Here is a 22506-nt window from a genome sequence, read left to right on the forward strand (position 1 = left end):
CGGCTGGGCCGGGACCTGGGCCCGGACTCGGCCCAGGTCGGGCACACCGACCGTCCGGACAGCAGTCGCGGTGCCGGCTTCACGGCAACGCTGGACACGGGCCACCTCGATCGGGGCTGGCTGGTCGTCCGAGGCCGCCTCCAATGCACCATGTGCGAAAGGGCTCTGGACAAGGGAAGATTGACCCTCTTGTTGGCGTTGGTCGGCTTCGTCACGCCCGGTGCGGTGTAGGCCCTTTTGATGTGCGCGGCCACTCCGCGCTCCGGCGCGGTCGCCTTCGTGCTGTAGACGAGAGTGGCCAGGTAACTGAAGGATCCGGCGCCCTTGTTCGCCGGACTGCCGCCCTCGGTGGGGGTTACCCAGATACGTCCCCGCGTCCCAGCGAGGCGCGATCATCGCGGGCTTGCCCACCGCGGGACTGTCGCCGCCACAGCCGGGCGGCGGGGTAGAGATGACGACGGGCTGGTAGACGGCGAAGACCACGTCTGCGGACCCCGCACGGCTGCCCTGGCCAGGCGCGTAGCGCACGGTGTGCGTGAAGTGCGCCGAGGGCATCTGCCGCAGCGAGTCGAAGGGCAGCACCGCCACCCTCATCGAACAAATGATCACTCGAGGAGGCGACACACCGGTACTGGCGCGATCGCACCCCCGCACCGGCCGAGATCACCATGACGTTGCGTCGCAGGCGCCCCAAGGGACCGCATGATGCGTGGGCCCTGTCGCGCGTTCGCACGCCGGGCCTCGTGTTGGGCCAGGCCTCGGGCCACCGCCCGGGCTCGGTCGCGCGCCGCGCGAGAACCCTACCCGTCCACGTCTACCGACTTGTGGACAAGGTCTAGTGGGACCTGCTCCTGGCCGACATCCTCGCCCTCCGGCCCCGACGCAGGTGCGACGGGCACCGGACACGGGGGGCCGCACCACCGGGGCCGGCCTCGCGCACGGTTCACCGGCAGCGGTCTGGGCGGCTGCGGTCGTCTCGCTTCCGCGTCACAGGGGACTTCGCTCGTGAGACAGGGACACGGGCGACGAGAACCCGCAAGGAATGCAGGTTCCCGTGAGCCATGTCGCTCTGAAGCGCGTTGAAGTGCGGTTTCGTGTTGTCATCCCGGGGCTGTGTCGTCGGAGTCGTCCCGTCATCGTGTCGTTTACCTCGGGACAGATACTTGTCCGGTCGCTGGCCGGAAGAGGCTCTGACATCGCACTGACAGCACAGATTCACAGCCCATAGTGTTGGCCGGCGATCACGAGAATTTCTCACAGAGGTGGAGATGTGATGCCACGTCGGACGTTCCGAAGAACGCCGCTCCAGGCGTTGGGGACAGCCCTGCTCGCCTTGCTGACGCTGATGGGCCTGGCGACAGCGACGGGCCGAGCCCAGGCGGCGAGTGCCACCGATTCCGGTTCGTTCTCCGAATCCGAGTTGTGGGACTCGACCGACAACGACGCGTACGCGAGCTTCCACGTGCAGGGCCTCGGGGTGGTCCCCGCGGGCATCGTGCCGCCCGCCGGAGGCGAGGCGCTGCCCGCCGATGTGGTGCTCACGTTCACCGAGGGCCGGTTCAGCGTGCAGGACGGGGGACCGAAGGACCTGCTCCTTCGCCGCAGCGTGGACGCGGGGCTCACCTGGTCCGCCAGCACCATCGTGGTCCCGCAGGACGCGACCCAGAGCTGGGGCGACCCGACGCCGGTGGTGGATCAGCAGACCGGCCGGGTGTCCCTGTTCTGGAAGGGGGACGGCTCGAACATCTACGTCAAGCGGAGCGACGACGCCGGCGCCACCTGGTCGGCCGCCGAGGATCTGACCCCGTTGTTCGCCTCGAATCCCTACGGCTGGACGCGCGACGCCCCGATTCCGGGCCATGGAATACAGCTGACCAGCGGTCGGCTGCTGATGCCCGTCATGCACCGCGCCGCCAGTGACGCCACGGACGCCAACTACGGCATCGACATGTTGTACAGCGACGACCACGGCGGTTCGTGGCATCGAGGCTCCCCGTTCATGGATGCCACCTATCCGATCAACGAGAGCCGCATCTACGAACGCTCCGACGGATCGGTCGTCATCAACGGCCGCTGGGGCTCGGGCGGTACCCGCTACCGCATCACCTCGACCAGTACAGACGGCGGGGAGACCTGGTCCGCACCGGCGATCGACGGCTCGACCGGAACGTTCAGTTCGGTCGACGCGGGCATGCTCCAGTACAGCAGCGGCTCGATCGACCGGCTGCTGTTCAGCCGACCGGACTCGTCCGCCCGGGAGAACATGACCGTCTCGATCTCCTACGACGAGGGAGCGAGCTTCCGGTACAGCCGAGTGGTCAACCCGGGCCCGTCCTACTACTCCGACCTCGCGCGGCTGTCCGACGGGACGATCCTGCTGGTCTACGGCCGTGACGGCACCGTGGCCAACTACCCCGAGCGCATCAGCGTCGCCCGGTTCGACCTCGCATGGCTGACCAAGGGCAGGGACAACCTTGCCTCCGGCCCCGGGTTCACCCAGCACACGTACGAAATGGCCACCTCGGACGCCCGTACCGACACCGGTGCCACTGTGCCGATCCTGACGGATGCCAACGCCGGAGGCGGCAAGGCCCTGCGCTATGGGGCTTCCGATGTGGGCGACTACATCGACGTCCCGTTCGATGTCGCGCAGGCGGGCGCCTACGAAGTCTCCGCGCGCTTCCATCGCAGCTTCGGCCAGGGGCAGATACGCGCGAGCATCGACGGCACGGCACTGAGTCAGGGCCTGTTCGACCCGACGCTGACATCCGGCTCCGACAGCTATGACATCGACGGCTATCAGGTCTACCAGCTGGGATCGATGACACTGGCCGCCGGGCAGCACACCGTCCGGTTCACCCTGGCCGCCGTCGGGCGTGCCGGCGGCAAAGCCATCGCCCCCGACCAGTTGACCCTCATTTCGGGCGCACAGCCCGCGGATGTGCCGAAGACCGTGGCGGACAACGACTTCATACCGGGCTTCGACACCCTCTCCGGCACCTGGACCGACGTGAACTCGGTCACCGGCGCCTACGGGAACAGTCATGACACGCACGCCGCCGGAACCGGCACCGCCAGTGTGGAGTTCCGGCCCGATGTGCCGATGAACGGCGTGTACGAGGTCTCCGCCTGGTTCAAGGCGGCGTCGGGCCAGGCCTCCAATGCCTCCTACGTCATCAACCACGCCGACGGCCAGACGGCGGTGACGGTGAACGAGACATCAGGCGGCGGTCGCTGGGTACGACTCGGCGAGTTTCCGTTCCCCGGCGGCGGCGACGGCACAGTGACACTGTCGGACGACGCCAACGGCACGGTCGTCGCCGACGCCGTCCGGCTGTCCTACCGGGGTGCCGTCACCGACAACGGGTCGTCCGGCTTCACCACGGTCTCCGGCACCTGGAACGCCGGGACCAGCGTCGCCGGGTACCAGGGGGCGAACTACCTCACCCACGCCGCCGGTACGGGCACGTCGGTCGTGCGCTGGCAGACCGACGTGCCGACGACCGGGACCTACGACGTGGCCGTCTGGTACACCGAGCACACCAACCGCGCGTCCAACGCGCCCTACACCGTCACGGACGTCAAGGGCTCCACGCTGGTGCACGTCAACCAGCAGCAGAACGGAGGCCGTTGGGTCTCCCTGGGCAAGTACTCGTTCACCGCCGGAACCCGGGCCGTCGTCGAACTCTCGGACAACGCCAACGGATACGTCGTGGCCGACGCCGTACGGATCACGGCCCAGGGTCTGGTCGCCGACAACGACGACGCCACCACGTACAGCGTGGTCTCCGGCACGTGGAGCGGCCCGGCAACCATGGTCGCCGGGTACTACGGGGCGAGTTACCGCACCCACGCGGCGGGTACCGGAACCTCGGTCGTGCGCTGGCAGTCGGACGTGCCGGCGAGCGGTATGTACGACGTGGCCGTCTGGTACACCCAGGACAGCAACCGGGCGTCCAACGCCGCCTACACCGTCAGACACGCGGGCGGCTCCACCGTCGTCCGCATCGACCAGACCGAACGCGGCGGCCGGTGGGTGTCGTTGGGTAGCTTCTCGTTCACCGCCGGAACCCCGGCCGTCGTCGAGCTCTCCGACGATGCCGACGGATACGTCGTGGCCGACGCGGTTCGCTTCATCGCGTAGGCCGGGACCAGGAGCAGTACGGCGCGGGCCCGCCGGATCACCTCCCGATCCGGCGGGTCCGTTTCGCTTACGCCGACGTGCAGGCCGTGCTGTTGGTGCCAGGAGCTTGTCGACTTCGTGGCCCCTTCGCTCGCCGACATGTCCGCGGTGGGAATCGTCGAAGAGGAGTTCACCAGTGCTCCCCCGCCTCCTCCCGGTTTCCTGCGGCTGCGCAAGGTGAGGGGCTCAGCGCCCCCTGGGATGGAACGGGTGCTGCACCAGCTGGTGCGGACCAGGACCGTACGTCGACGTTCCCCGTGGAGTCGCAACACGGCATTGCTTGGACAGCGGGCGGCCGTGGCTCGGCAACCTGGCCTCGGACGAGCTGTTCCAGGAAGGGACCGTGGATCCCGAACGGACCAAGATCTTCCGCGCGGTGGGCATCCACTCGCCTCTCATCACCCCGCTGATCACGGCAGGTCGCCCGATCTGCGTCGTCCTTCGGGCCGAGCCGGCGCATCACCGCCCTTTGACGGCAACGACCTCGTGACGCTCCAGGCGCTGGCCGGCCGGGCCGCCGCCTCCATCGACACCGCGCGCCGCTACAGGTACGAACACACCATTGCGCTGGAACTCCAGCGGGCTCCGCTGTCCGGACCCCGCACCCCTCACCCCGCTGTGGAAGTGGCCGCCCGCTACCTCCCCTCCGGCCGCAGCGTCCTCGTCGGTGGGGACTGGTACGACTCGATTCCTCTGCCGGACTCCCGCACCCTGCTGGTCATGGGCGATGTGATGGGTCACGGCTTCCGGGCCGCTGTCGCGATAAGCCAGTACCGCTCCCTGTTGGCTGACATCCGAGCAGGGTTTCCGGGGCCCGGCGCCAGCTCACGGACCGCGGCGGCCAGCCTGCGGCTGGAGGGCGTTGACGGGCTGCTGGAGCTGCGCAATCTACACCTGGCCCCGTCCGACCCGCGCAACTGGGCGTGGGCGTCCAGCCCGTTGAAGTTCCTCGCTACTCCGAGGCGGCGGTCGCTGATCGTCGGAGACATGAACTCCATCGGGCTCGGCTTTCCCGAGCCGGACTGGACGCGGTTGTCGCCGCACCTGCACGACTGCCACTTGGGCGCGCCCGGCCACGACCCCGAGCGGGTGTCCGACCGTGAGGCGGTGGAGCTGCTCGCCCGCGCCGGGTTCGTCGACGCCGCCAGCCGCATGGGACGATCCCGCTGATCGCGGGCGGACGTTGAGAGCGAGAACCGCTGGCACAACATGAAGTCGGAAGACCGGCAACTCAATCCCGTGATCCGTCACGTCTCGAGCCTACCGACGGGGGGTGGGACAACGCGCACTTGCCAATGCACCTGATCACGAAAACGCGGGCCGAGCCAAATTCACGAAGCCTCATCACCCATGGGCCTCGGCGGCACGCACAGCCACGCCAGGCCCGCGGCGGTCAGGTAGGCGAGCGCCCCGACGACCATGCTGGTACGCAGTCCCGCGTCGTAGTCGGGGGCTGTGGCGAGCAGGGTGCCACCGAGTGCCACGCCGGAGGCGCTGCCGATCTGGCGGGTGGTGTTGAACAAGGCCGAGGCGGTTCCTGTGTACCCCGCCGGCGCAGCCCCCATCACGGTCGTGGTGGAACCGGTGAGGGCGAAGGAGGTGCCGAACCCCGCGGCCATCATCGGGGCCACGAGCAGCGGGTAAGCCGGGTCGTTGCCCGCCGCGGCCCAGCCGGCCAGCCCCAGAGAAGCCAGGAGCATACCGGTGATGACCAGCGGGCGATCGCCGGTTCTGTGGGCCAACCGCCCCGACAGCACGGAGGCGAACATGGTCATCGCCACAGCAGGGAGCAGCGCCGCCCCGGCGCCGAGGGCGCTGAAGCCGCGTTGGTGCTGAAAATCCAGGCTGGCGGTGAACACCATGCCGTAGAAGCCGAAGTTGAACAGCAGGCCGATAGCGGCTCCGCCGCTCATCGCGCGCGAGCGCAGCAGGCTCGGCGGAAGGGCGGGAGACCGGGTCAGCCGCTCGCGGACCGCGAACGCCGCAGCAGCCAGCACCGCCAGGCCTGCCCCCGCGAGGACCGCGGGATCGGACCAGCCACGCCGGCCTGCCTCGTTGAGCGCGGCGGTCAGCAGGGCCACCGCCGCCACGATCGCGCACTGCGCCGGCCAGTCCACGGCCCGGGTTTCCTGCCGTGGTGAGGGTGCCACCCGTCGCAGTGTCAGCACCAGGCAGGCGATACCCACGGGCACGTTGATGAGGAACACCCATCGCCAGCCCACGGTGGAGACGAGTAGCCCGCCGAGCAGGGGCCCGGCGGAAGCCGCGATGCCCGCCATCGAACCCCACAGCCCGATGGCCCGGGAGCGCATGGCCGGAGCCGGGTAGGCCTGCTGCAACAAGGCCAGGGAACCGGGCACGATCAACGCCGCGCCCACCCCCTCCAGCAGCCGGGCGGCCACCAGCATCGAGGAGTCCTGCGCGAGCGCGCACCCGACCGAGGACATGGTGAACACGGCCACCCCGGTGCAGAAGATCCGGCGGTTTCCCAGCCGGTCGCCCAGCGCGCCACCGGTCAGCAGCAGTCCGGCGAAGGCCAGGGTGTAGCCGTCGGTGATCCACTGGATTCCGGTGAGCGAGGCCGACAACTCCCGGCCCACGACAGGCACGGCGACGTTGATGACGGTCACGTCCAGGATCACCATGAAATACCCGGCGCACACCGCCAGCAGCGGCGCCCGGGACCACCGCCCTGAGCCCGGCGCCGTCTCAGGAGGGGGTGTCGGCTCGGCACCGCCGACCGCCTCCGCGAACGGCACGCTCCCCACTCCAATCGCTTGTACGAAGGTCGACAATAAATCGCACAGTAAGGGAAGGATGCCCCACATAATCTCCTTCCGAGGCGTTCGCCACCCCGGGAGAACTCACGTGACAACCGACGGGCCGGCCCATCCCAACAGGAAGGTCGAGGTGTCAGCCGAGCCAAGGGCGGACCCTGCGGCAGTGGTCGCGCACAGCCCACCGGCCAGCGCTCGCCCTCTCCGGCGGCTGCGGCTGCCCGCTGTGCAATCCCTTCCACTCAACCGGCGAACGCGCGGCACTCGAACTCGCTCTTCACGCGCTTCCGCCGCGACCGGCCCGTGAACTACGACGCGCAGTCGAACCACTCGATGATCTGCACCTCTCACGAAGCCGGCCCGACCCCTGTGCTCCGTCCGACGAGGGATGGTGGGCACAGCGAAGCGGGGGTTGACCAACTGCCCGAGGCTCACGCACGAGATCGAGTGGCCGGGTGGACGTTGAACGAGAAGTTGAACCTGAAGGGCGCCGCGCACGTAATTCTCTTCGTCCGCCCCAGCCAGGCGATGACGGATCGACGGATTTCTTGACAGCAGGAGGAATGGTGCAGCGTTCGCTGAACATGGTGGGCGGTATCTTCGTAGGGGGCGCGCTGGCCCTGACACTTGGCGCGCTGGTCTACCCGTCGATGCTCGGAGTCGACACCGTGTCGACTTCGAACGACCGGATCATCGCCAACACCCAGTGGGGGCCGTTGACCGAGGGTGACCGGGCCTTCGTGGTGGCGGTGCGCGCTGCCGGTTTGTGGGAGCACCCGGTGGGACAGATCGGGCTCCAGAAGGGGCAGAGCAAGGGGGTCCTCACCGCCAGTCAGCACCTGGTCGACGGGCACGCGGCGCTGGACGAGACCTGCCGCAAGATCGCGCCGATGCTGAACGTGACGCTGCCCAACGTGGCCAGTCCGCAGCAGGAAGGGTTCGTCACCACCCTCAAGGCGGACAGCGGCAAGCAGTTCGACATCGACTTCGCCAACATTCTTCGCCAGACGCACGGTTCGATCTTCAACACCGTGGCAAAGATCCGCTCGACGACGAAGAACACGCTGGTGCGCGCCCTGGCCGACCAGGCCAATGACACCGTCCTGGATCACATCGCGGTGATGGAGCAGACCGGCCTGGTCGACTTCGACACCACGCTGTTCAAGCAGACCACCCCGCCGAAGCTGCCCAAGTCGGACATGACCCCGCCGGTCCCGCCCGCTGGCCAGCCCCCGATCGTCCTCCCTCCGCCGCCGAACGCCACGTCCACCCCGGTGGACCTGGCCCGGCTGTGAATGGCCAGTCCGCCAACGGCAGATGGGCGCGTTTCTCGGAGCTCCCGACGTGGGTGGGGTGTGGGGTAAGGCCGGCTGTATGGGGCGTGGGGACCTGGCGAACGCGGAGTGGGATCGACTGATGTCCTTCTTGCCTCGTAGAGATGCGCGTGGAGCGGTGGAGTGATCACCGCCGGGTGATCAACGGGGTGCTGTACCGGGTACGGACGGGTGTGCAGTGGCGGGAGCTGCCGAAGCTGTTCGGGCCGCGGGAGACGGTCTATGAACGTCATCGCCGCTGGTCAGCTGAGGGCGATGCTCCCGTCTTGCGTCCAGGCTGCCGAGGACGCTGCGGGCGGCGTCGACTGGGACGTGTCGGTGGACTCGAGAACGGTGCGGGCTCACCACAGGGTTTCGACCAGTACCTGGATGAGCCATACGCGATCCTCGGTGTGGGCGGCAGCGACTTCCTGCTGGTGAACCTGTCCCGTGAGCAGCTGGGGCGCCGATCCCGCGGGACGCGAGGGGTGAGCTGTTCGAGCGGCTGGGCCGGCGGGCGCAGCTGTCACGGAAGGTGCCTCCGCACATGGCCCGGCGCGCGTTCGGCAGCAATGTCGCGGACGCGGGCGGGTCGTGGGACGAGGTGCAGATGCTGCTGGGCCAGTCCCGTCCGCCGCCTGTTCGTCGATGTGCCTCGACACATCAACTGGGCCTGGAGCGGAGGCAGTTGGTCGCCATGTCACACCGTCAGAACCTCTCTGTCATCGCGGGTACCCATCCTTGACAGGAACATCACAAACCATGGTGCACCACCGGTTCTCCGTCGCCTCACGGCCACCCCCCAGGGGCCCCCTTGAAGAGACCAGTGACCCCAGACACGCCCGCTCCGCGTCCATGCGGGCCCAGTGAGCCGGGAGCGGGGTGCACGGGGTGCCGACAGCGCGTCCCGGGCGACGCGACACTCGCCCATGGCACGGCTGGCGCCGATGGCTGACGCTCCTGGTGGTCGGCACCCTGCTCAGCCTCGGACAGATCGCCCTGGCCCCGCACGCGAGCGCCGCCGACATCCCCACGCAGGACCAGGTGCGGGCCGCGCTGAAGAGCGCCCCGGTCAGCAACCTGTTCTGGACCGGACGGGAAGGCTCCTGCGAGAGCGAGAAGGACGGCGTCAAACCGCTCGCCGAGAAGTTCGCGCGCGAGCGCGGGCAGGAGACGCTGGAGATACGTCTCGCAGACGCGGGCCTCAAGATGCCGCCGTTCGCCACCCCGGACAACAACGCCAAGGAGATCTGGCGGTTCACCTCGGCCGCATTCGCCCGGCAGACCTCCGACCAGGCGTGGGTGATCAAGGGCAAGTGCGTACGCGACGGCAACACGCCCTGCTCCGCCGGAAATACGTGATAGCCCGGCTCGGCGACTGGTACTCCGCGCTCACCCGCCGCCACGTCAGGCATCCCGTCATCGGCCAGGAGATCACTTTCTGATTCCGGCGCCCCCCGACCGCCCTGCGACCCGAGGTGTCGAGATGTTCCTTGCACGCCGGGAACAGCCGGTCCGGTCGGCACTGTTGCATCGACCGAGGGACCGGCGCCGCACGGTCGGGGAACACGGAGACCACAAGGTCGTCGCCCGACAGGATCCGGGCCCTCGGGATCGCGGTACGCCCGCCGCGCACTCGGACCGAGACGTATTTCTGCAGGAGGACTGTTTCGTGACTAACCGGCCCTTGACGCTCATGGCAGTGCACGCCCACCCCGACGACGAGGCCACCGGAACCGGAGGGGTCCTCGCGCGGTACGCGGCGGAGGGCATCCGTACGGTTCTCGTGACGTGTACCGACGGTGGTTGCGGTGATGGACCGGGAGGTGTCAAGCCGGGCGATCCCGGGCACGATCCGGCGGCCGTTGCCTTGATGCGCCGTCAAGAACTCGAAGCGAGCTGTGACGTCCTGAAGGTCAGCGATCTGGAGATGCTGGACTATGCCGACTCCGGGATGACGGGCTGGCCGAGCAACGACGCCCCCGGATCTTTCTGGCAGACCCCCGTGGAGGAAGGCGCCGCCCGACTCGCGGAACTGATGCGGCACTACCGGCCCGATGTGGTCGTCACCTACGACGAGAACGGCTTCTACGGCCACCCCGACCACATCCAGGCCCACCGCATCACGATGGCTGCACTGAAGATGACCGCGCTGACACCGAAGGTGTACTGGACGACGATGCCCCGCTCGGGGATGCAGCGGTTCGGCGAGATCATGCGCGAGTTCCATCCGGACATGCCGGAACCGGATCCTGCCGAGGCCGCCGCGATGGGCGAGATCGGCCTCCCCGACGATGAGATCACCACGTGGGTGGACACCACCGCGTTCAGCGGTCAGAAGTTCGACGCGCTGGCCGCGCACGCCAGTCAGGGCGAGAACATCTTCTTCCTCAAAATGGGCAAGGAGAGGTTCGCCGAGTTGATGGGCATGGAGACCTTCGTACGTGTCCAGGACGCCACCGGCGCGGCCCTGCCCGAGAACGATCTCTTCGCCGGACTGCGCTGATCCGTCTGTCCGACCGGGGCCCGGGAAAGCTCATCGGCCGCACGGCCTGATCGAGCGCGCCCACACACCCGGAAGCCTGTCCACGCGCGTTTCGCTCCACCAGCCCGCGACCAGGCCGGCAGGCACTGGTCGGCGGCGTCGGCGCGTGCCCGCACGCCGACCCGGCACCGGCGCGCTCGTCCCCTCTCCCACCAGGCAACCGCACAGGTGGGAGACCTGCCGTCCGCCGACTCGGAACGTGCGCGACAGCCCAGGTCACAAGCCTGGCTGTCAGTTATCCACACGGGACATGGGCTGAGGGTGCCGAGGTTTCCCCTCGGCACCCTCGTGCAGCCTGCTCGGCGATCAGGCTGCGCGCCGGCGGCCTGTCGTCTCCGTCGGACAGCTCGAACTGAATCTCGACCTCGACGGGAGCGTTGAGCGGCAGGACCGCTACACCGACCACGCTGCGGGCGTGGATGTCCCTGCCCCCGAGGACTTCGCCGAGCAGTTCGCTGGCGCCGTTGATGACGCCGGGCCGGCCGGTGAAGTCCGGCGCGGAGGCGACGTAGCCGACGGCCTTGACGACCCGGGCGATGCGATCGAGGTCACCGGCGATCTGCTGCACGGCGGCCAGAGCGTTCAAGACACAGGCCCGGGCGAGTTCCTTGGCCTGCTCAGCGGTGACCTCGGTGTGCCTCAGCCGACTTCCATCGGTCCAGCGAGGATTTCTGGCAATAGCCATCGGAGACTCCGAACGATTCGTTCTGTCTCCCGTGTATGCGGGCAGGCCGAGCCGGGGAGCGCCTGGTGGCTCTCCTCCGGCTCGGCCGCGGGTTCCGTCTCGGGCGTCTGTACGTGTGTGGTGTCCGTTGTGGGCCGTGGGCGTGGGCGGTCAGTCCTGGTTTGCCAGGCGCAGGCAGGTGGTTGCCAGGACGTCGACACCGTGGGTGCATGCCTGGGGGGTGGAGTACTCGCGCGGGTTGTGGCTGATGCCGTCGTACTCGCCGCGTACGAAGATCATGGCGGTGGGGCAGAGCGCGGCGATCTCCTGGGCGTCGTGTCCGGCGACGGAGAGCAGGGAGATGTGGTCCAGGGCGTGGTCGTCGGCGGCCTGTGCGATGACTTTCTGCACGCCCGTGTCGAAGGGGACGTACGCGGTTTTGGCCATCCGCCGGGTGGTCAGCGACAGGCCCGGCTGGCTGCCCTCCAGGTCTTCAAGCAACGCGGCGAGGGCGCGCTCGGCGCGGGCCATCTGGGCATCGTCGGGGTTGCGCAAGTCGACGGTCAGCTCGGCGCGGGCGGGGACGATGTTGGTCAGGTCCGGGTGGACGATCAGGTGGCCGACGGTGGCGCGCAGGCCCTCGTACTCACCGGAGTCGACCATGGCCCGCAGGTGGACGATGATCTGCGCGGCAGCGAGGCCGGCGTCGGCACGCAGGTGGGTGGGAGTGGTGCCGGCGTGGGCGGCGCGGCCGTGGATGGTGATCTCCTGCCAGGAGATGCCCTGCACGCCGGTGACGACGCCGATCTCGACGTTGTGCTCAGCCAGGACGGGGCCCTGTTCGATGTGGCACTCGACGTAGGCATGGGGCGGGGTGAGGCGTACGTCGGTGGGGCCGTTTGAGCCGGTGCGAGCGAGTTCGTCGCCGAGGGTGAGGCCGTCGCGGTCGGTCAGGGCGTGGGCGTAGTCCAGGGTGAGGCGTCCGGCGGCCACGGCGCTGCCGAGCATGTCGGTGCCGAAGCGGACGCCTTCCTCCTCGGTGAAGACGCCGACCTCGATGGGGCGGCGGGTGGTGATGCCGCGCTCGTCGAGGGTGCGGATGACTTCGATGCCGCCGAGCACGCCGAGGCAGCCGTCGAAGGCGCCGGCGGTGGCGACGCTGTCGATGTGCGAACCGGTCAGGACCGGGGTCGCATGGGGGTCGGTGCCCTCGCGGCGGCCGTAGATGTTGCCCATCCGGTCGATGCGGACGGTCAGGCACGCCTGTTCCATCCACGTGATGACCTGGCGGCGCCCGGCCGCGTCGGCGTCGGTCAGTGCCAGACGGTTGACGCCGCGCAGGCCGGTGCGCTCGTCGTCGTACGCGCCGATCTCGGCGAGGTCCATCAGCGACTGCCACAGGCGGTCGCCGTTGACGGTGATCTTTTCGGGCGTGGGGCTCGTCATGATCTGTTCTCCCAGCAGTCGTCGGATTCGGGGGCGGACGGCGATGGCAGGGTTGGGGGGCTTGTCGGGTCAGCCGGAGACGGTCGCGACCGCGAAGCCGAAGCCGAAGCCGATCAGCATGACGCCCGTGGTCCGCCCGAGCACACGGCGTATCCACGGCTTTCGCAGGACCGGACCGGCCTTGGACAGGAGGAACACATAGCTGCCCAGCCAGGCGAGGGTGAGGGTGGTGGGGAGGAAGACGAGGAGCGTCATGGCCCAGGTGGCGGGCAGTTGGGGCGGGGCCAGTGTGGGAAGCAGCCCGGTGTAGAAGACGGCGATCTTCGGGTTGAGGACGTTGCTGACCAGGCCGGTCCGCCACGGGCTGCCTACGGCGGCAGGACTGGTATCCGCGCGGGCGGCGGGTTCGGCGTGGCGGTTCTGCCACAGTGCCTGCGCACCCAGGAACACCAGGTAGCCGGCGCCGAGGAGCCTGACCGCCAGGTAGGCCGTGGGCACGGCGGCGAGGACGGCGGCGAGTCCGACCACGGTCAACGCGCCCCAGACCAGTAGCCCGGTCGCGATCCCGCCCACGGTCCGCAGCGCGTCCCGCGAACCGGCCACGAGGGCTCGCCGGGTCACCACCGCCATGTCCGGGCCGGGCACGATGGTCAGCAGGCCGAGGACACCGATCGCGGCGACGAAGTGGGTCAGCATGCTGCCGACCTCCGCCTGCTCGAACTGATCGGACCAGTCGAAGCGGTCGCAGCGGTCGCAGCGGTCGCAGCGGTCGGCGGCAGGGTGATGAAGAGAGGGTGGTTCAACGCAGGGGTCTTTCAGGTGTCGCGTGTTCAGTGACCGGTGGTGCAGTGGGGGTTGGCAGCGGGGCCTTCGGTGCTCAGCAGCACGACCACCGAGGACGGCCCGAGCCCCAATGCCGTACGGCGTTCCTCGGCGCCCACGCCAGTGAGCGCCACGCGCACACCGGCGAGCGCCGCCGCCCCGCAAGGCCCCGAGGAGACACCGAGAACGGCGAGGTCCCCCGCCGCGCGGGCGCTGTCGGAGTCGGCGACAGCAACAGCGGCGTCCAGCCCGGCTCGCAGATAGGGCCACGCGATGCTGGACGGGGTGCCGCAGTTCAGGCCGGCCATGATGGTGTCGCCTGTGTCGACGCTGACGGGTTCGCCGCGGGTGAGGCTTTCCAGGACGCAGGCCGCGGCCTCCGGCTCCACCGACAACAGCGCCGCAGCACGCTCGGACGGGCGGCTGCGGTAGTGAGTGACTACGGCCTGGGCCAACGACCCCACGCCCACCGGTACGGAGACGAGGTCGGGCCCCTCGGCCACCCCTTCGGCCGCCAGCTGCTCGTCGATCTCTGCGCAGAGGGTGGAGTAACCCTCGACGATCCATCCAGGGATCTGCTCATAGCCCGGCCAGGCGGTGTCCTGGACCAGGACCGCGTCCGGGACGGCAGCCTCCTCGGCCGCCCGGCGCACGGCCTCGTCGTACGGCCCTGGGACCTCAGTGACCTTCGCCTGTTCCGCGACGATGGCCGCCACGGCCTGCGGATGCACGCCCTGGGGAACGAAGACGTGAGCGTTCTGCCCGAGGCGGCGTGCCATGCGGGCCAACGCGCGGCCGTGGTTGCCGTCGGTGGCGGTGACCAGGGTGACCTGCCCCTGTTCCACGCCGTTCGCGGCCCGCTCGACGAGGGTGCGGTGGACCGCCCAGGAAGGGCCCAGAGCCTTGAACGCGGGCAGCCCCAGACGGCACGACTCGTCCTTGACGAAGACCCGGCCCACACCCAACTCCGCTGCAAGTGACGGGAGCTCGGTCAATCGCGTGGGTGAGTAGTCGGGCAGCGCAGCGTGAAAGGCCCGCACCTCGGCGGGTGCGGGATCACACCGCCAGGTACGGGCACCGGGCCGCACACACCACGGCAGGACATGGAGGGAGGAAGCATTCTCAGACACACGAACAGGGTGCGGCCCCCTCTACGATCGGTCCAGCGAAAGTTTTCGACCTATACCCATCGAAGAAACCGACTATTTAGTCATGGGCTTCGCAGGGCGAGAAGAGAGCGGTCCCTCGATGTTCGACCTGCACCGACTGCGCCTCCTGCGCGAACTCAAGCACCGCGGCACCCTCGCAGCCGTCGCCGCCGCCCTGTCCTACGCCCCCTCCTCCGTCTCCCAGCAGCTGTCGCAGTTGGAAGCCGAAGTCGGCGTCCCGTTGCTGGAACCCGTCGGACGGCGGGTGCGGCTCACCGAGCAGGCTGAGATCCTCGTCGCCCACACCGAAGCGGTCCTCGAACGCTTGGAGCGGGCGGAGGCGGACATCGCCGCCTCTCTGACCGATCTGACCGGCACCCTGCGCATAGCCTCGTTCCAGACAGCCGCCCTGGCCCTGCTTCCGACCGCGCTCGGCCTCCTGCGCGACGCGCACCCGCACCTGCGCGTCCACGTCACACACATGGAACCGGAAAAGGCCCTGCCCGCACTGCAAGCGCGCGACTTCGACCTCGTCCTCGCCGAGGAATACCCCGGCAACCCCAACCCGCGACCCGCCGAACTCGAACAGGAACACCTGCTCGACGATGCACTCCACCTCGCCATGCCCGAAGTGGCCGACGAATCGGGCGAGGAGAGCCCGATCACGGCGCTGCGCTCGCTGGCCGACCACCCATGGGTGATGGAACCCGAAGGCACAACCGCACGGCACTGGGCCATGGCTCTGTGCCGCAACGCCGGCTTCGAACCCGACGTACGGTTCGAGACCACCGACCTCCTGCTTCACCTCCGCCTCGTCGAGCAGAATCACGCAGCCGCCTTCCTTCCCGACCTCGTCTGGCTCGGACAGCCCCCCGCCGTCGCCCTACGGCAACTCCCCCGCGGCCAGCGCGCACGTCGCGTCTCCACCGTCGTACGCCGCGGCCGCAGCCGGCATCCCGCCGTCCTGGCGTGCCGCGCCGCCCTCCTCCGCGCGGTCGCCCTCCGCGCTACCCGGGCGTAGGACAGCACAGCGCACCGTCGGGGAGGTCGTCGCAACGACCCGAGTCAGCGTGTTGCGGGGGAGGCCCGGGGACGGGTGGGTAGGGGAAGCACGGTGGTTGCCTCACGCAGGGCGTCGCCCTCTACGGTGAGCTGACGGATGACCTCCCCGTAGAGGGCGAGGGTCCGACGCAGGTCAGTGTTCTCTTGGCGGCGCCGCGCACGTTTGCCTCCTTCCGTTCATCGGAGGCGGAAGCTCCCTCAAGGACGATGTCCATCATGGCCTTGACGGTGTCGGTGTCGGGTGGGGCACGTTTCACGCGACGGGCTCCGAGGTACGGCGGGCGAGGAACGCTGTCGCCTCGCGGTGCTGTTCCTGAAGGCGGTGGCGAACGTAGGGGCCAGGCGGTCGCCGTCGGCCAGGTTTTCCTCCAGCTGGGCGACGTGGCTGGCCAGGGCCTGGCGGTTGGTGGGCATGAGGGCCCTGTTACGGCAGGCCAGGGGCTGGCAGTCGGCCATGACCGGCTGGTCGGCGGGTCCGGCCGGACCCCGACACAGGGCGCGGTCGGGGCCAGCCCCGAGACCGCGGAAATCGTGGCAGACGAGGCGATGCGTGCCTTCGATGTGCTGGAAACCCAGCCTCGCGGACCGGGCGGTGCGGCCGGGCGGCTGCTCCCGTGAGCGAGCGGAGCGGGATGAGGAGGACAGGCGATCGGTTGTGGCCCGGCGGGTTACGGGTCTGTCCCAACGGGCGGCGGCTGCGAACAGGTGCGCGACGGTGGCGGGACCCGCCGTCCCGGCTGGCCGGCGGCGCGTCCCGGCACGGTCTGCCCGGTGATGGCACGCGTGGTGCCTGGCTGTACGTGTAACAGAAATGTCTTATGAGGTGACTGTACGGAACGGTCCACCGGGCCGAGTCGGTCCTGTTGGTCGGAAACGCTCGCTCGTACCGCCCCGTATCGAGCGGCCGACACTGCCAACCGATTCTGAGGAAGAAACGATGCGCGTTCACAAGATCACCTTCGCCGCCCTGGCCGTCGCCGCCGGTCTCTCGCTCACGGCCTGCCAGAGCGACGATGCCGGCACGGGACAGAGCGACCCGTCGTCCGCGTCCACCGGGTCGTCCGGGGCCACCGCGTCGTCCTCGGGCGGCGGTTCGAACTCGGGCAGTTCGGACCAGGGCGGCGCGAAGGACTCCGCCGGAACGAGCTCCGCAACGAGCTCCGGCGGAACGGGTACGGCTGCCGGGACCGGCTCCAACGCGAACGCCAAGGTCGGCAAGTGCCGCACCGACGAGTTGGAGATCACGGCGAAGGACAACACCATCGACGGCGACCCCGACGGCACCGTCGTGATCGAGCTGACGAACCACAGCGGCCGGGACTGCACGATCTCCGGGTACGCGGGCGTCGACCTGAAGACCAGCGCGGGATCGCTGTCCGCGAAGCGCACCGGCCAGCGGGCCGGCTCGGCCATACTCAAGAACGGGAAGTCGACGGCCTTCCCCATCAACTACCCGTTCAACAAGTCGGGTGGCTCCGGCGTCCGCGTCACCGGGCTGGTGGTGACCCCGCCGGACGAGACGAAGTCGGTCACCCTCAACTGGCCGGGCGCCGCCACGCTGCCCGTCACGGACGGCTCCGGCTCCCCGGTGAAGGTCGGCCCGGTCGGAAGCGCCGGTCAGGGCGGCTGACCCGCACGTCCAGGGCCTCCTAGGCCGTGTCTAATAGATCGATCACGGTTCACGGAGTCAGAGGATGAGCGATGCGAGTCGGAAGCCCGCGACGTAGCGGGCGGCCAACTTGTCGAAGCGGGTGACCACGGCCCGGAACTGCTTGAGCCTGCTGAACCAGCGTTCGCCCACGTTGCGGGCCTTGTACTGCTCTGTTGAAGGCAGGCAGCGGCCCGCCTGCTGATCCTCGGCGTTGTCGGTTGGCGATCTGGTCGGCATCAACTGTCGCAAGCCCAACAGGGCGGTGGCCACCCGGTTCGACAAGCTCACCGTCCACTTCGATGCCACCGTCCACCACATCGCCGCGATCAATGAATGCCTGTGAACGAGGGCGTTGTCCCTTCCCCCGTGCCATCCTGGCGGCGGCAACCGGGCCACCACCGCAACCAGCCAGACCGCCGAAGGCGTGAAATCCTGCCGCGCCATCCTCGACCTCGCGCACCGAAACAACGTCGAGATGCCCATCACCGAAGTCGTCACAGCAGTCATCGCCGGAAGAACCACCATCCAGGAGGCCACCAGCCTCCTGCTGACACGCACCCCCGAACCCGAGCACTACGGCATCCGGCAGTGAAGGCGTAGACGCCATCCGATTTCCGAACGTGATCCCTTGGTTCGGGGTGGGCGGGCATGAACTCCGTTCAGCGGCGGGAGAGATGAGCCTGGTTCGTCCGCTCGTCCTACTCGTGGAGGTCGCTGGTGCCATCGCCATCGGTCCTCGGTCCGTTGGAGGCCCGGGAGGCTGGGGCCGGGGCTCGCCTGCGGCCCCAGCCTCCACCGAACAACCTCACCTGACCGCCCTGTTCACCAGGACCTCTTCGGTTTCGAGGACCTGGGCGGCCGCCACGCCGACTACTCGCCAGGCCCCCTGGAACTGGAACTGGTCCTGCGCGCCATACAGAGTCTGAACTCCCTCTCGGTCCCCTCGGTCCCCTCGGGCATCGAGACGAAGACCATGCCCGAGCGGATGAGCGCATACGTCAACGAGCCGAAAGACGTGCAGAAGTTCGCGGGCCCCATCTCCTCTACACCGACTGGAAGCCCGACAACATGCTCATCGTGGACGGCCGGGCCCAGCTCGTCGAATGGGCATGGGCCTCCCGCGGCGCCGCCTGGATCGACCCCGCCCTGTGATCTGGCTGATCACCTCCGGCCACAACGCTGAGGACGCCAAGGAGCCGGCCCAGCACCACCCCGCCTGGCAAGCCGCACCCGAGCCAGCCATTGACGCCTTCAGCCACGCCCAACTACGGCTCTGGGACTCGATCGCCCGGGCCGATGACCCCGACGAGTGGGCGTACGTAGTGCTCGCTGCCGCCACGGCGTGGGCCACCCAGCGGCAGTGATACCTCGCTGGCGCGCAACGGAGCAGCGCGCCCGCTCCCCTGGCGAGGAACGGCCCGGCCGGTCTCCCCCGCCAAGCCCGGGCATTGTTGTACCCACACCGCACCGACGCCCATCCGGTGCTGTCAGATCTTCTGCCGGGTCAGGACGTCAGGGCAACGCCTGAGACTCTCGAACAGTGCCGCATCCTCTGCCGGGTCGATGGCGAGGCGGTACCTCGTCTTGTCCGTATGTTGTCCGCGCTCCAGTCGGTGACGTACGTGCAGCGATAGGCCACGTACGAAGGCAGCCAGGCATCCGAGGCCTGGGCGGACTCCGAGCGCCGGGCGAGTGGGAGTGCTGGTCATGCGACGCGGTCAACAGCAGCCCTGACGACTGACTGCGTGTGTGCAACGTGGGCACCGGCATGCCGTCGCTGCCCCTGCCCGGCTGGAACCCGTCTCCCTGACCCGTCAGTGACTCGTGGCGAGGCTGGTTCGATCGTGCTCGTATGCGGATACCCGCATCGCCCGTTCCTGCCAACGTTGCGGCGGGGGTGGCCACGTACGGACCCCGGGGGGGGGTGAGGGGGCTTTCTCCTGTACTACGGTCAACTCCAAGACAGGCATCCGCTCGACGCGTCAGATGGACCTAGTGGTGGCAACACTTTCAGAGATCACAGCCCTGTTGGGCGAACCCCGGTTCAACTGGTCGGATCCGGCTCCATGGATCGAACTGGAGCAAGACCTCGGTATCGAATTTCCGGCAGACTTCCGTGAAATCGTGGACGCCTACGGTTCGATCGAGATCAACAGGCAGTTGTACCTGAAGCACCCCGCCGGCCATCTCCTGCACAGTCTGGGAGAAGACATCAGGGGGGATCTCGAGCTCTGGCGCGAGGAAGACATGGCGGAGTTCCTGCCGAGTCCGGTGGGGGCGAACCCCGGGGAACTGATGCCGGTGGCGTCGGCCACGACGGGCGAGGCAGTTTTCCTTTGCATTCCCGACACCCCTTCGTCGTCCTGGCGCGTCGTGGTCCAGGAGTTCGACAGCCCGGCCTGGACTCTCTACGAGATGACGTTCAGCGAGTGGTTGCTGGCTTATCTCAAGGGCAGGGACGTGACGTTGTGTTCTCGCAACTTCGCGCTTGACGGTCCGGTTTACGAATTTCTGCCCTGAAAATGAACGCGGTGGTATGCCTCACTGGATGTCGGCCCTGTCAGCCAACGTGACAGCCCCATGTGCATGATCCTGCCCGAACTCGCCTGTTTGTGCGCTGATGGCATCGGGGGCGTTCAGTGCCGGTCGGCGGCCCGTGGCCGAGCCAGACGTCGACTCATCTGTGTGACCAACGGCCACCGGATCATCACCTCACTGCTCTTGGGCAGCCTCTCGTCGTCCCTGGCCAGACAGCGGGAGTTCATCAACCACGCGAACGTGCGCTCTGCTACCCACCCCCTCGGCAGCACCACGAATCCCCCCATGTCGTCAGTGCGCTTGACCACTTCCAAGGTCAGCAGGCTCTGGAGGAGGTCGCGCGCAACGACGTCCTGCAGATCGCCGACGAGGCATGTAGCGCCTTGCGCGAGGTCCGCCTCCAGCCCTCCCCGGCCCGCCTGGACTTCGGCCTGGTACCCCAAGGTTCGACACCGCAGCGCAAGTCCGTGATCCTGACCGGCCCATCCCTGGCTCGCTGTCGCGTGGCCCAGTCCACGCTCGGCTGGCTGCGGGTCGAGGAATCGCTGGAGGGTCTGGACGTCACCGTGGACCCGTCCACCAAGGGCCATCTAAGCGGAGACATCGTACTGAAGGGGGTCACCTCAAATGCCATGATCCGCGTGGAGGCGGTAGTACGGCCGGAGGAGGAGACGCTCCCCAAGCCCCCCTCCACCTCCTCCCCCGCACAAGTCCCTCCTCTCCCCCCCCGCCCTCGCAACCGCCGCACTGGTCGTCGCCGTCACCTCGGTCATCACGCTCATCAGGGCCGCGGTGCTGGCCGAGGAAGCCGTTCAGAAACGGTGAGCCGAAGGGCCCGGAGGCAAGCTCCAGGCCCAGGTCGAGGCCGTCGGTATGCTCTCGCCGCTCACCATCTGCCTGGTCTCCGCGGTGGCGGCACTCACCCTCAGAGGGCTGTGGTGACCTGCTTCAGCAATGTCAACAGCCGCTGGTCCGCCAGCCGCCTCCCTCCCGTGTCAGAGTGGAGAAACGGGGCGCACTGACCACATCTCCATCCGGCGCTTCGCCGGCCGTACGACGAGCACCGGCGTCGTACGCGTCCTGCACCTACGTACGCGTGAACGAGATGCCGAAGGCCAAGAGGACCACCTCCTCCGTCGCAGCCCGCCGTAACCCCGGACTGCGCCACTCCCATCGTCTGCCCTCTCGGTCCGGCCTGTCCACCGCAGTCGTCGGCGACCGCCGGGGACATGGCCGCGGCACGCCAAGTGGCGGACACATGGCGCAACTTCCGCAGACGCAAGAGCCGTCCGTCGGCTGGCCTGCCCCCAGCTCCGGGCGCACGATGGAGACATAGGCACGGGCGTCGCGGGTCCGGCGCGAGTCCGCGTCACGGCGCGAGGAGGCCGACCATGACGCACACCGCTTCCCCTTCAGCAACCAAGTCCCGTACGGCAACCGGCGCGAAGTCCCGGACGTCCGCCGCCAGGCCCAAAACCCCGGCGGCCCTCACGCCCGGCGGCACGGAATCGGAGAACCACCCCTGGAAAATACAGCTGGTCGACCACCCCCCGCGTTTCGAGTCGACGTACTTCCAGGCCGCGAAGAAGGCGGCGCACAAGATCCTCGCCGAGATGAGCGACGACAATGACCTTCCCTACGGGCCCCGGCCTCCTGGCGCTGAGCACTGGGAGATGCACCACGGCGGCAGTCTGTGGGTCAAGGGGGCCAGCGGCTGGCGGATGTACCGCGCGCGGGTGGGCATCGAGTGGAGCATGCAGTTCTGTTCCGACCCGGCGAAGGTGGACCGGCTGCGGCAGGAGGCCGCCGAGCTCATCGACGCCTTCCCGGACACCCTGCCCGCCCTGGGGAAACTGGGTTACAAAGGCGCCGAGGAACTGCTGCGCACGCCGATCACCGACGCCGACGGCGTCGAGCGGTGGACCGATTCGCTGTTCAACGCGTGCGTGCCGATGAGCCACGGCAACCACCAGGGCATCCTGCCCAAAGTGCCCGGTGAACACCACTACCCGTGGCCTGTCAAGGGCGCTGACTTCGTCCGGTACGAAGACTTCCAGCTGTGGGTGAACCTGCCCGACGGCACCCACGGCGCCGTGGCCCCGGTGGACCGACGCGGATCGGGCGACGGACACGTACGCCTGGTGCACGCGCCCGAGGGGACCACGGCGGGCGACACCCTCGCCACGGCCCAGAGCCTCGGGAAGATGGCGGTCTTCCCCGCCAACAGTACCGTCGCCCTACAGGCGTTCAGGCAACAGATCGAACCGGGGCGGCGCACCGCGGCCGGCTCCCTGGTCACCGCCACGACGCCGCGGCGGGGCGGAGCGACCCGGCGCACCACCAGCCGCACCGGTTAG

Annotated in this window: 17 protein-coding genes and 2 pseudogenes; 12 read left to right on the forward strand and 7 right to left on the reverse strand. The window is 68.7% G+C overall.

Annotation, left to right across the window (positions count from 1 at the left end):
- The first annotated feature begins 1273 nt into the window (after nt 1-1273).
- Together ACIRA5_RS37340 and ACIRA5_RS37345 are read left to right on the forward strand one after the other, a co-directional pair.
- Nucleotides 1274-4144, forward strand: a complete 2871-nt coding sequence (locus tag ACIRA5_RS37340) for an exo-alpha-sialidase (RefSeq protein WP_403698617.1) — start codon at nt 1274-1276, stop codon at nt 4142-4144.
- A gap of 525 nt (nt 4145-4669) precedes the next feature.
- Nucleotides 4670-5353 (forward strand): PP2C family protein-serine/threonine phosphatase, encoded by a 684-nt coding sequence (locus ACIRA5_RS37345; RefSeq protein ID WP_403698618.1) that lies wholly within the window; start codon nt 4670-4672, stop codon nt 5351-5353.
- A gap of 161 nt (nt 5354-5514) precedes the next feature.
- On the opposite strand, the gene ACIRA5_RS37350 is transcribed toward ACIRA5_RS37345, so the two are convergent.
- The gene (locus tag ACIRA5_RS37350) at nt 5515-6942 is read right to left on the reverse strand and encodes an MFS transporter (protein WP_403698620.1); all 1428 of its coding nucleotides are present in this window, start codon (nt 6940-6942) and stop codon (nt 5515-5517) included.
- Between the two features lie 581 nt (nt 6943-7523).
- Here ACIRA5_RS37350 and ACIRA5_RS37355 point away from each other — a divergent pair.
- The 4 genes from ACIRA5_RS37355 (at nt 7524) to ACIRA5_RS37370 (ending at nt 10779) form a co-directional block, all read left to right on the forward strand.
- Nucleotides 7524-8255, forward strand: a complete 732-nt coding sequence (locus ACIRA5_RS37355) for a DUF4142 domain-containing protein (RefSeq protein ID WP_403698622.1) — start codon at nt 7524-7526, stop codon at nt 8253-8255.
- Nucleotides 8256-8398: 143 nt separating this feature from the next.
- Entirely contained in the window at nt 8399-9091 is a 693-nt protein-coding gene (locus tag ACIRA5_RS37360) for a transposase (protein ID WP_403698624.1), read from the forward strand.
- A 73-nt stretch (nt 9092-9164) separates the two neighbouring features.
- Nucleotides 9165-9635, forward strand: coding sequence for a hypothetical protein (locus ACIRA5_RS37365; protein ID WP_403698625.1), 471 nt, complete (start codon nt 9165-9167; stop codon nt 9633-9635).
- Nucleotides 9636-9945: 310 nt separating this feature from the next.
- Complete coding sequence (locus ACIRA5_RS37370) at nt 9946-10779, forward strand: PIG-L family deacetylase (protein ID WP_403698627.1); 834 nt, start codon at nt 9946-9948, stop codon at nt 10777-10779.
- A 379-nt stretch (nt 10780-11158) separates the two neighbouring features.
- Here ACIRA5_RS37370 and ACIRA5_RS37375 read toward each other — a convergent pair.
- From ACIRA5_RS37375 to ACIRA5_RS37390, 4 genes and pseudogenes are all read right to left on the reverse strand, one after another.
- Nucleotides 11159-11449, reverse strand: a pseudogene (locus ACIRA5_RS37375) (RidA family protein); the annotation flags it as partial.
- Between the two features lie 204 nt (nt 11450-11653).
- Nucleotides 11654-12928, reverse strand: a complete 1275-nt coding sequence (locus ACIRA5_RS37380) for a M20 family metallo-hydrolase (protein WP_403698629.1) — start codon at nt 12926-12928, stop codon at nt 11654-11656.
- 69 nt (nt 12929-12997) lie between these two features.
- Entirely contained in the window at nt 12998-13624 is a 627-nt protein-coding gene (locus ACIRA5_RS37385; protein ID WP_403698631.1) for a LysE family translocator, read from the reverse strand.
- A gap of 134 nt (nt 13625-13758) precedes the next feature.
- Nucleotides 13759-14880, reverse strand: coding sequence for a diaminopropionate ammonia-lyase (locus ACIRA5_RS37390; RefSeq protein WP_403698632.1), 1122 nt, complete (start codon nt 14878-14880; stop codon nt 13759-13761).
- Nucleotides 14881-14998: 118 nt separating this feature from the next.
- On the opposite strand from ACIRA5_RS37390, the gene ACIRA5_RS37395 reads away from it, so the two are divergent.
- Both ACIRA5_RS37395 and ACIRA5_RS37400 read left to right on the forward strand, forming a co-directional pair.
- On the forward strand, nt 14999-15919 hold the full coding sequence (locus ACIRA5_RS37395) for a LysR family transcriptional regulator (RefSeq protein WP_403698857.1): 921 nt from the start codon (nt 14999-15001) through the stop codon (nt 15917-15919).
- A gap of 978 nt (nt 15920-16897) precedes the next feature.
- Nucleotides 16898-17590, forward strand: coding sequence for a DUF4232 domain-containing protein (locus ACIRA5_RS37400; protein WP_403698633.1), 693 nt, complete (start codon nt 16898-16900; stop codon nt 17588-17590).
- 57 nt (nt 17591-17647) lie between these two features.
- Here ACIRA5_RS37400 and ACIRA5_RS37405 read toward each other — a convergent pair.
- Nucleotides 17648-17846: pseudogene (locus ACIRA5_RS37405) on the reverse strand (IS5/IS1182 family transposase); the annotation flags it as partial.
- Nucleotides 17847-18035: 189 nt separating this feature from the next.
- Between ACIRA5_RS37405 and ACIRA5_RS37410 the strand changes: the two are divergent.
- The 3 genes from ACIRA5_RS37410 to ACIRA5_RS37420 all read left to right on the forward strand — a co-directional run bounded on the left by ACIRA5_RS37410 (nt 18036) and on the right by ACIRA5_RS37420 (nt 20131).
- Nucleotides 18036-18203 carry an oxidoreductase subunit gene (locus ACIRA5_RS37410; protein ID WP_403698634.1) on the forward strand — a complete coding sequence of 56 codons (168 nt, stop codon included), beginning with the start codon at nt 18036-18038 and terminating at the stop codon, nt 18201-18203.
- Nucleotides 18204-18759: 556 nt separating this feature from the next.
- Nucleotides 18760-18975 (forward strand): hypothetical protein, encoded by a 216-nt coding sequence (locus tag ACIRA5_RS37415; protein WP_403698635.1) that lies wholly within the window; start codon nt 18760-18762, stop codon nt 18973-18975.
- A gap of 634 nt (nt 18976-19609) precedes the next feature.
- Nucleotides 19610-20131, forward strand: coding sequence for an SMI1/KNR4 family protein (locus ACIRA5_RS37420; RefSeq protein WP_403698636.1), 522 nt, complete (start codon nt 19610-19612; stop codon nt 20129-20131).
- Nucleotides 20132-20247: 116 nt separating this feature from the next.
- On the opposite strand, the gene ACIRA5_RS37425 is transcribed toward ACIRA5_RS37420, so the two are convergent.
- A complete protein-coding gene (locus ACIRA5_RS37425; RefSeq protein WP_403698638.1) occupies nt 20248-20592 on the reverse strand; it encodes a hypothetical protein in 345 nt (114 codons plus the stop codon).
- Between the two features lie 948 nt (nt 20593-21540).
- On the opposite strand from ACIRA5_RS37425, the gene ACIRA5_RS37430 reads away from it, so the two are divergent.
- On the forward strand, nt 21541-22506 hold the full coding sequence (locus ACIRA5_RS37430) for a DUF6424 family protein (protein WP_403698640.1): 966 nt from the start codon (nt 21541-21543) through the stop codon (nt 22504-22506).

The organism is Streptomyces sp. NPDC096311 (genome assembly GCF_044763085.1).
GTDB lineage: Bacteria > Actinomycetota > Actinomycetes > Streptomycetales > Streptomycetaceae > Streptomyces.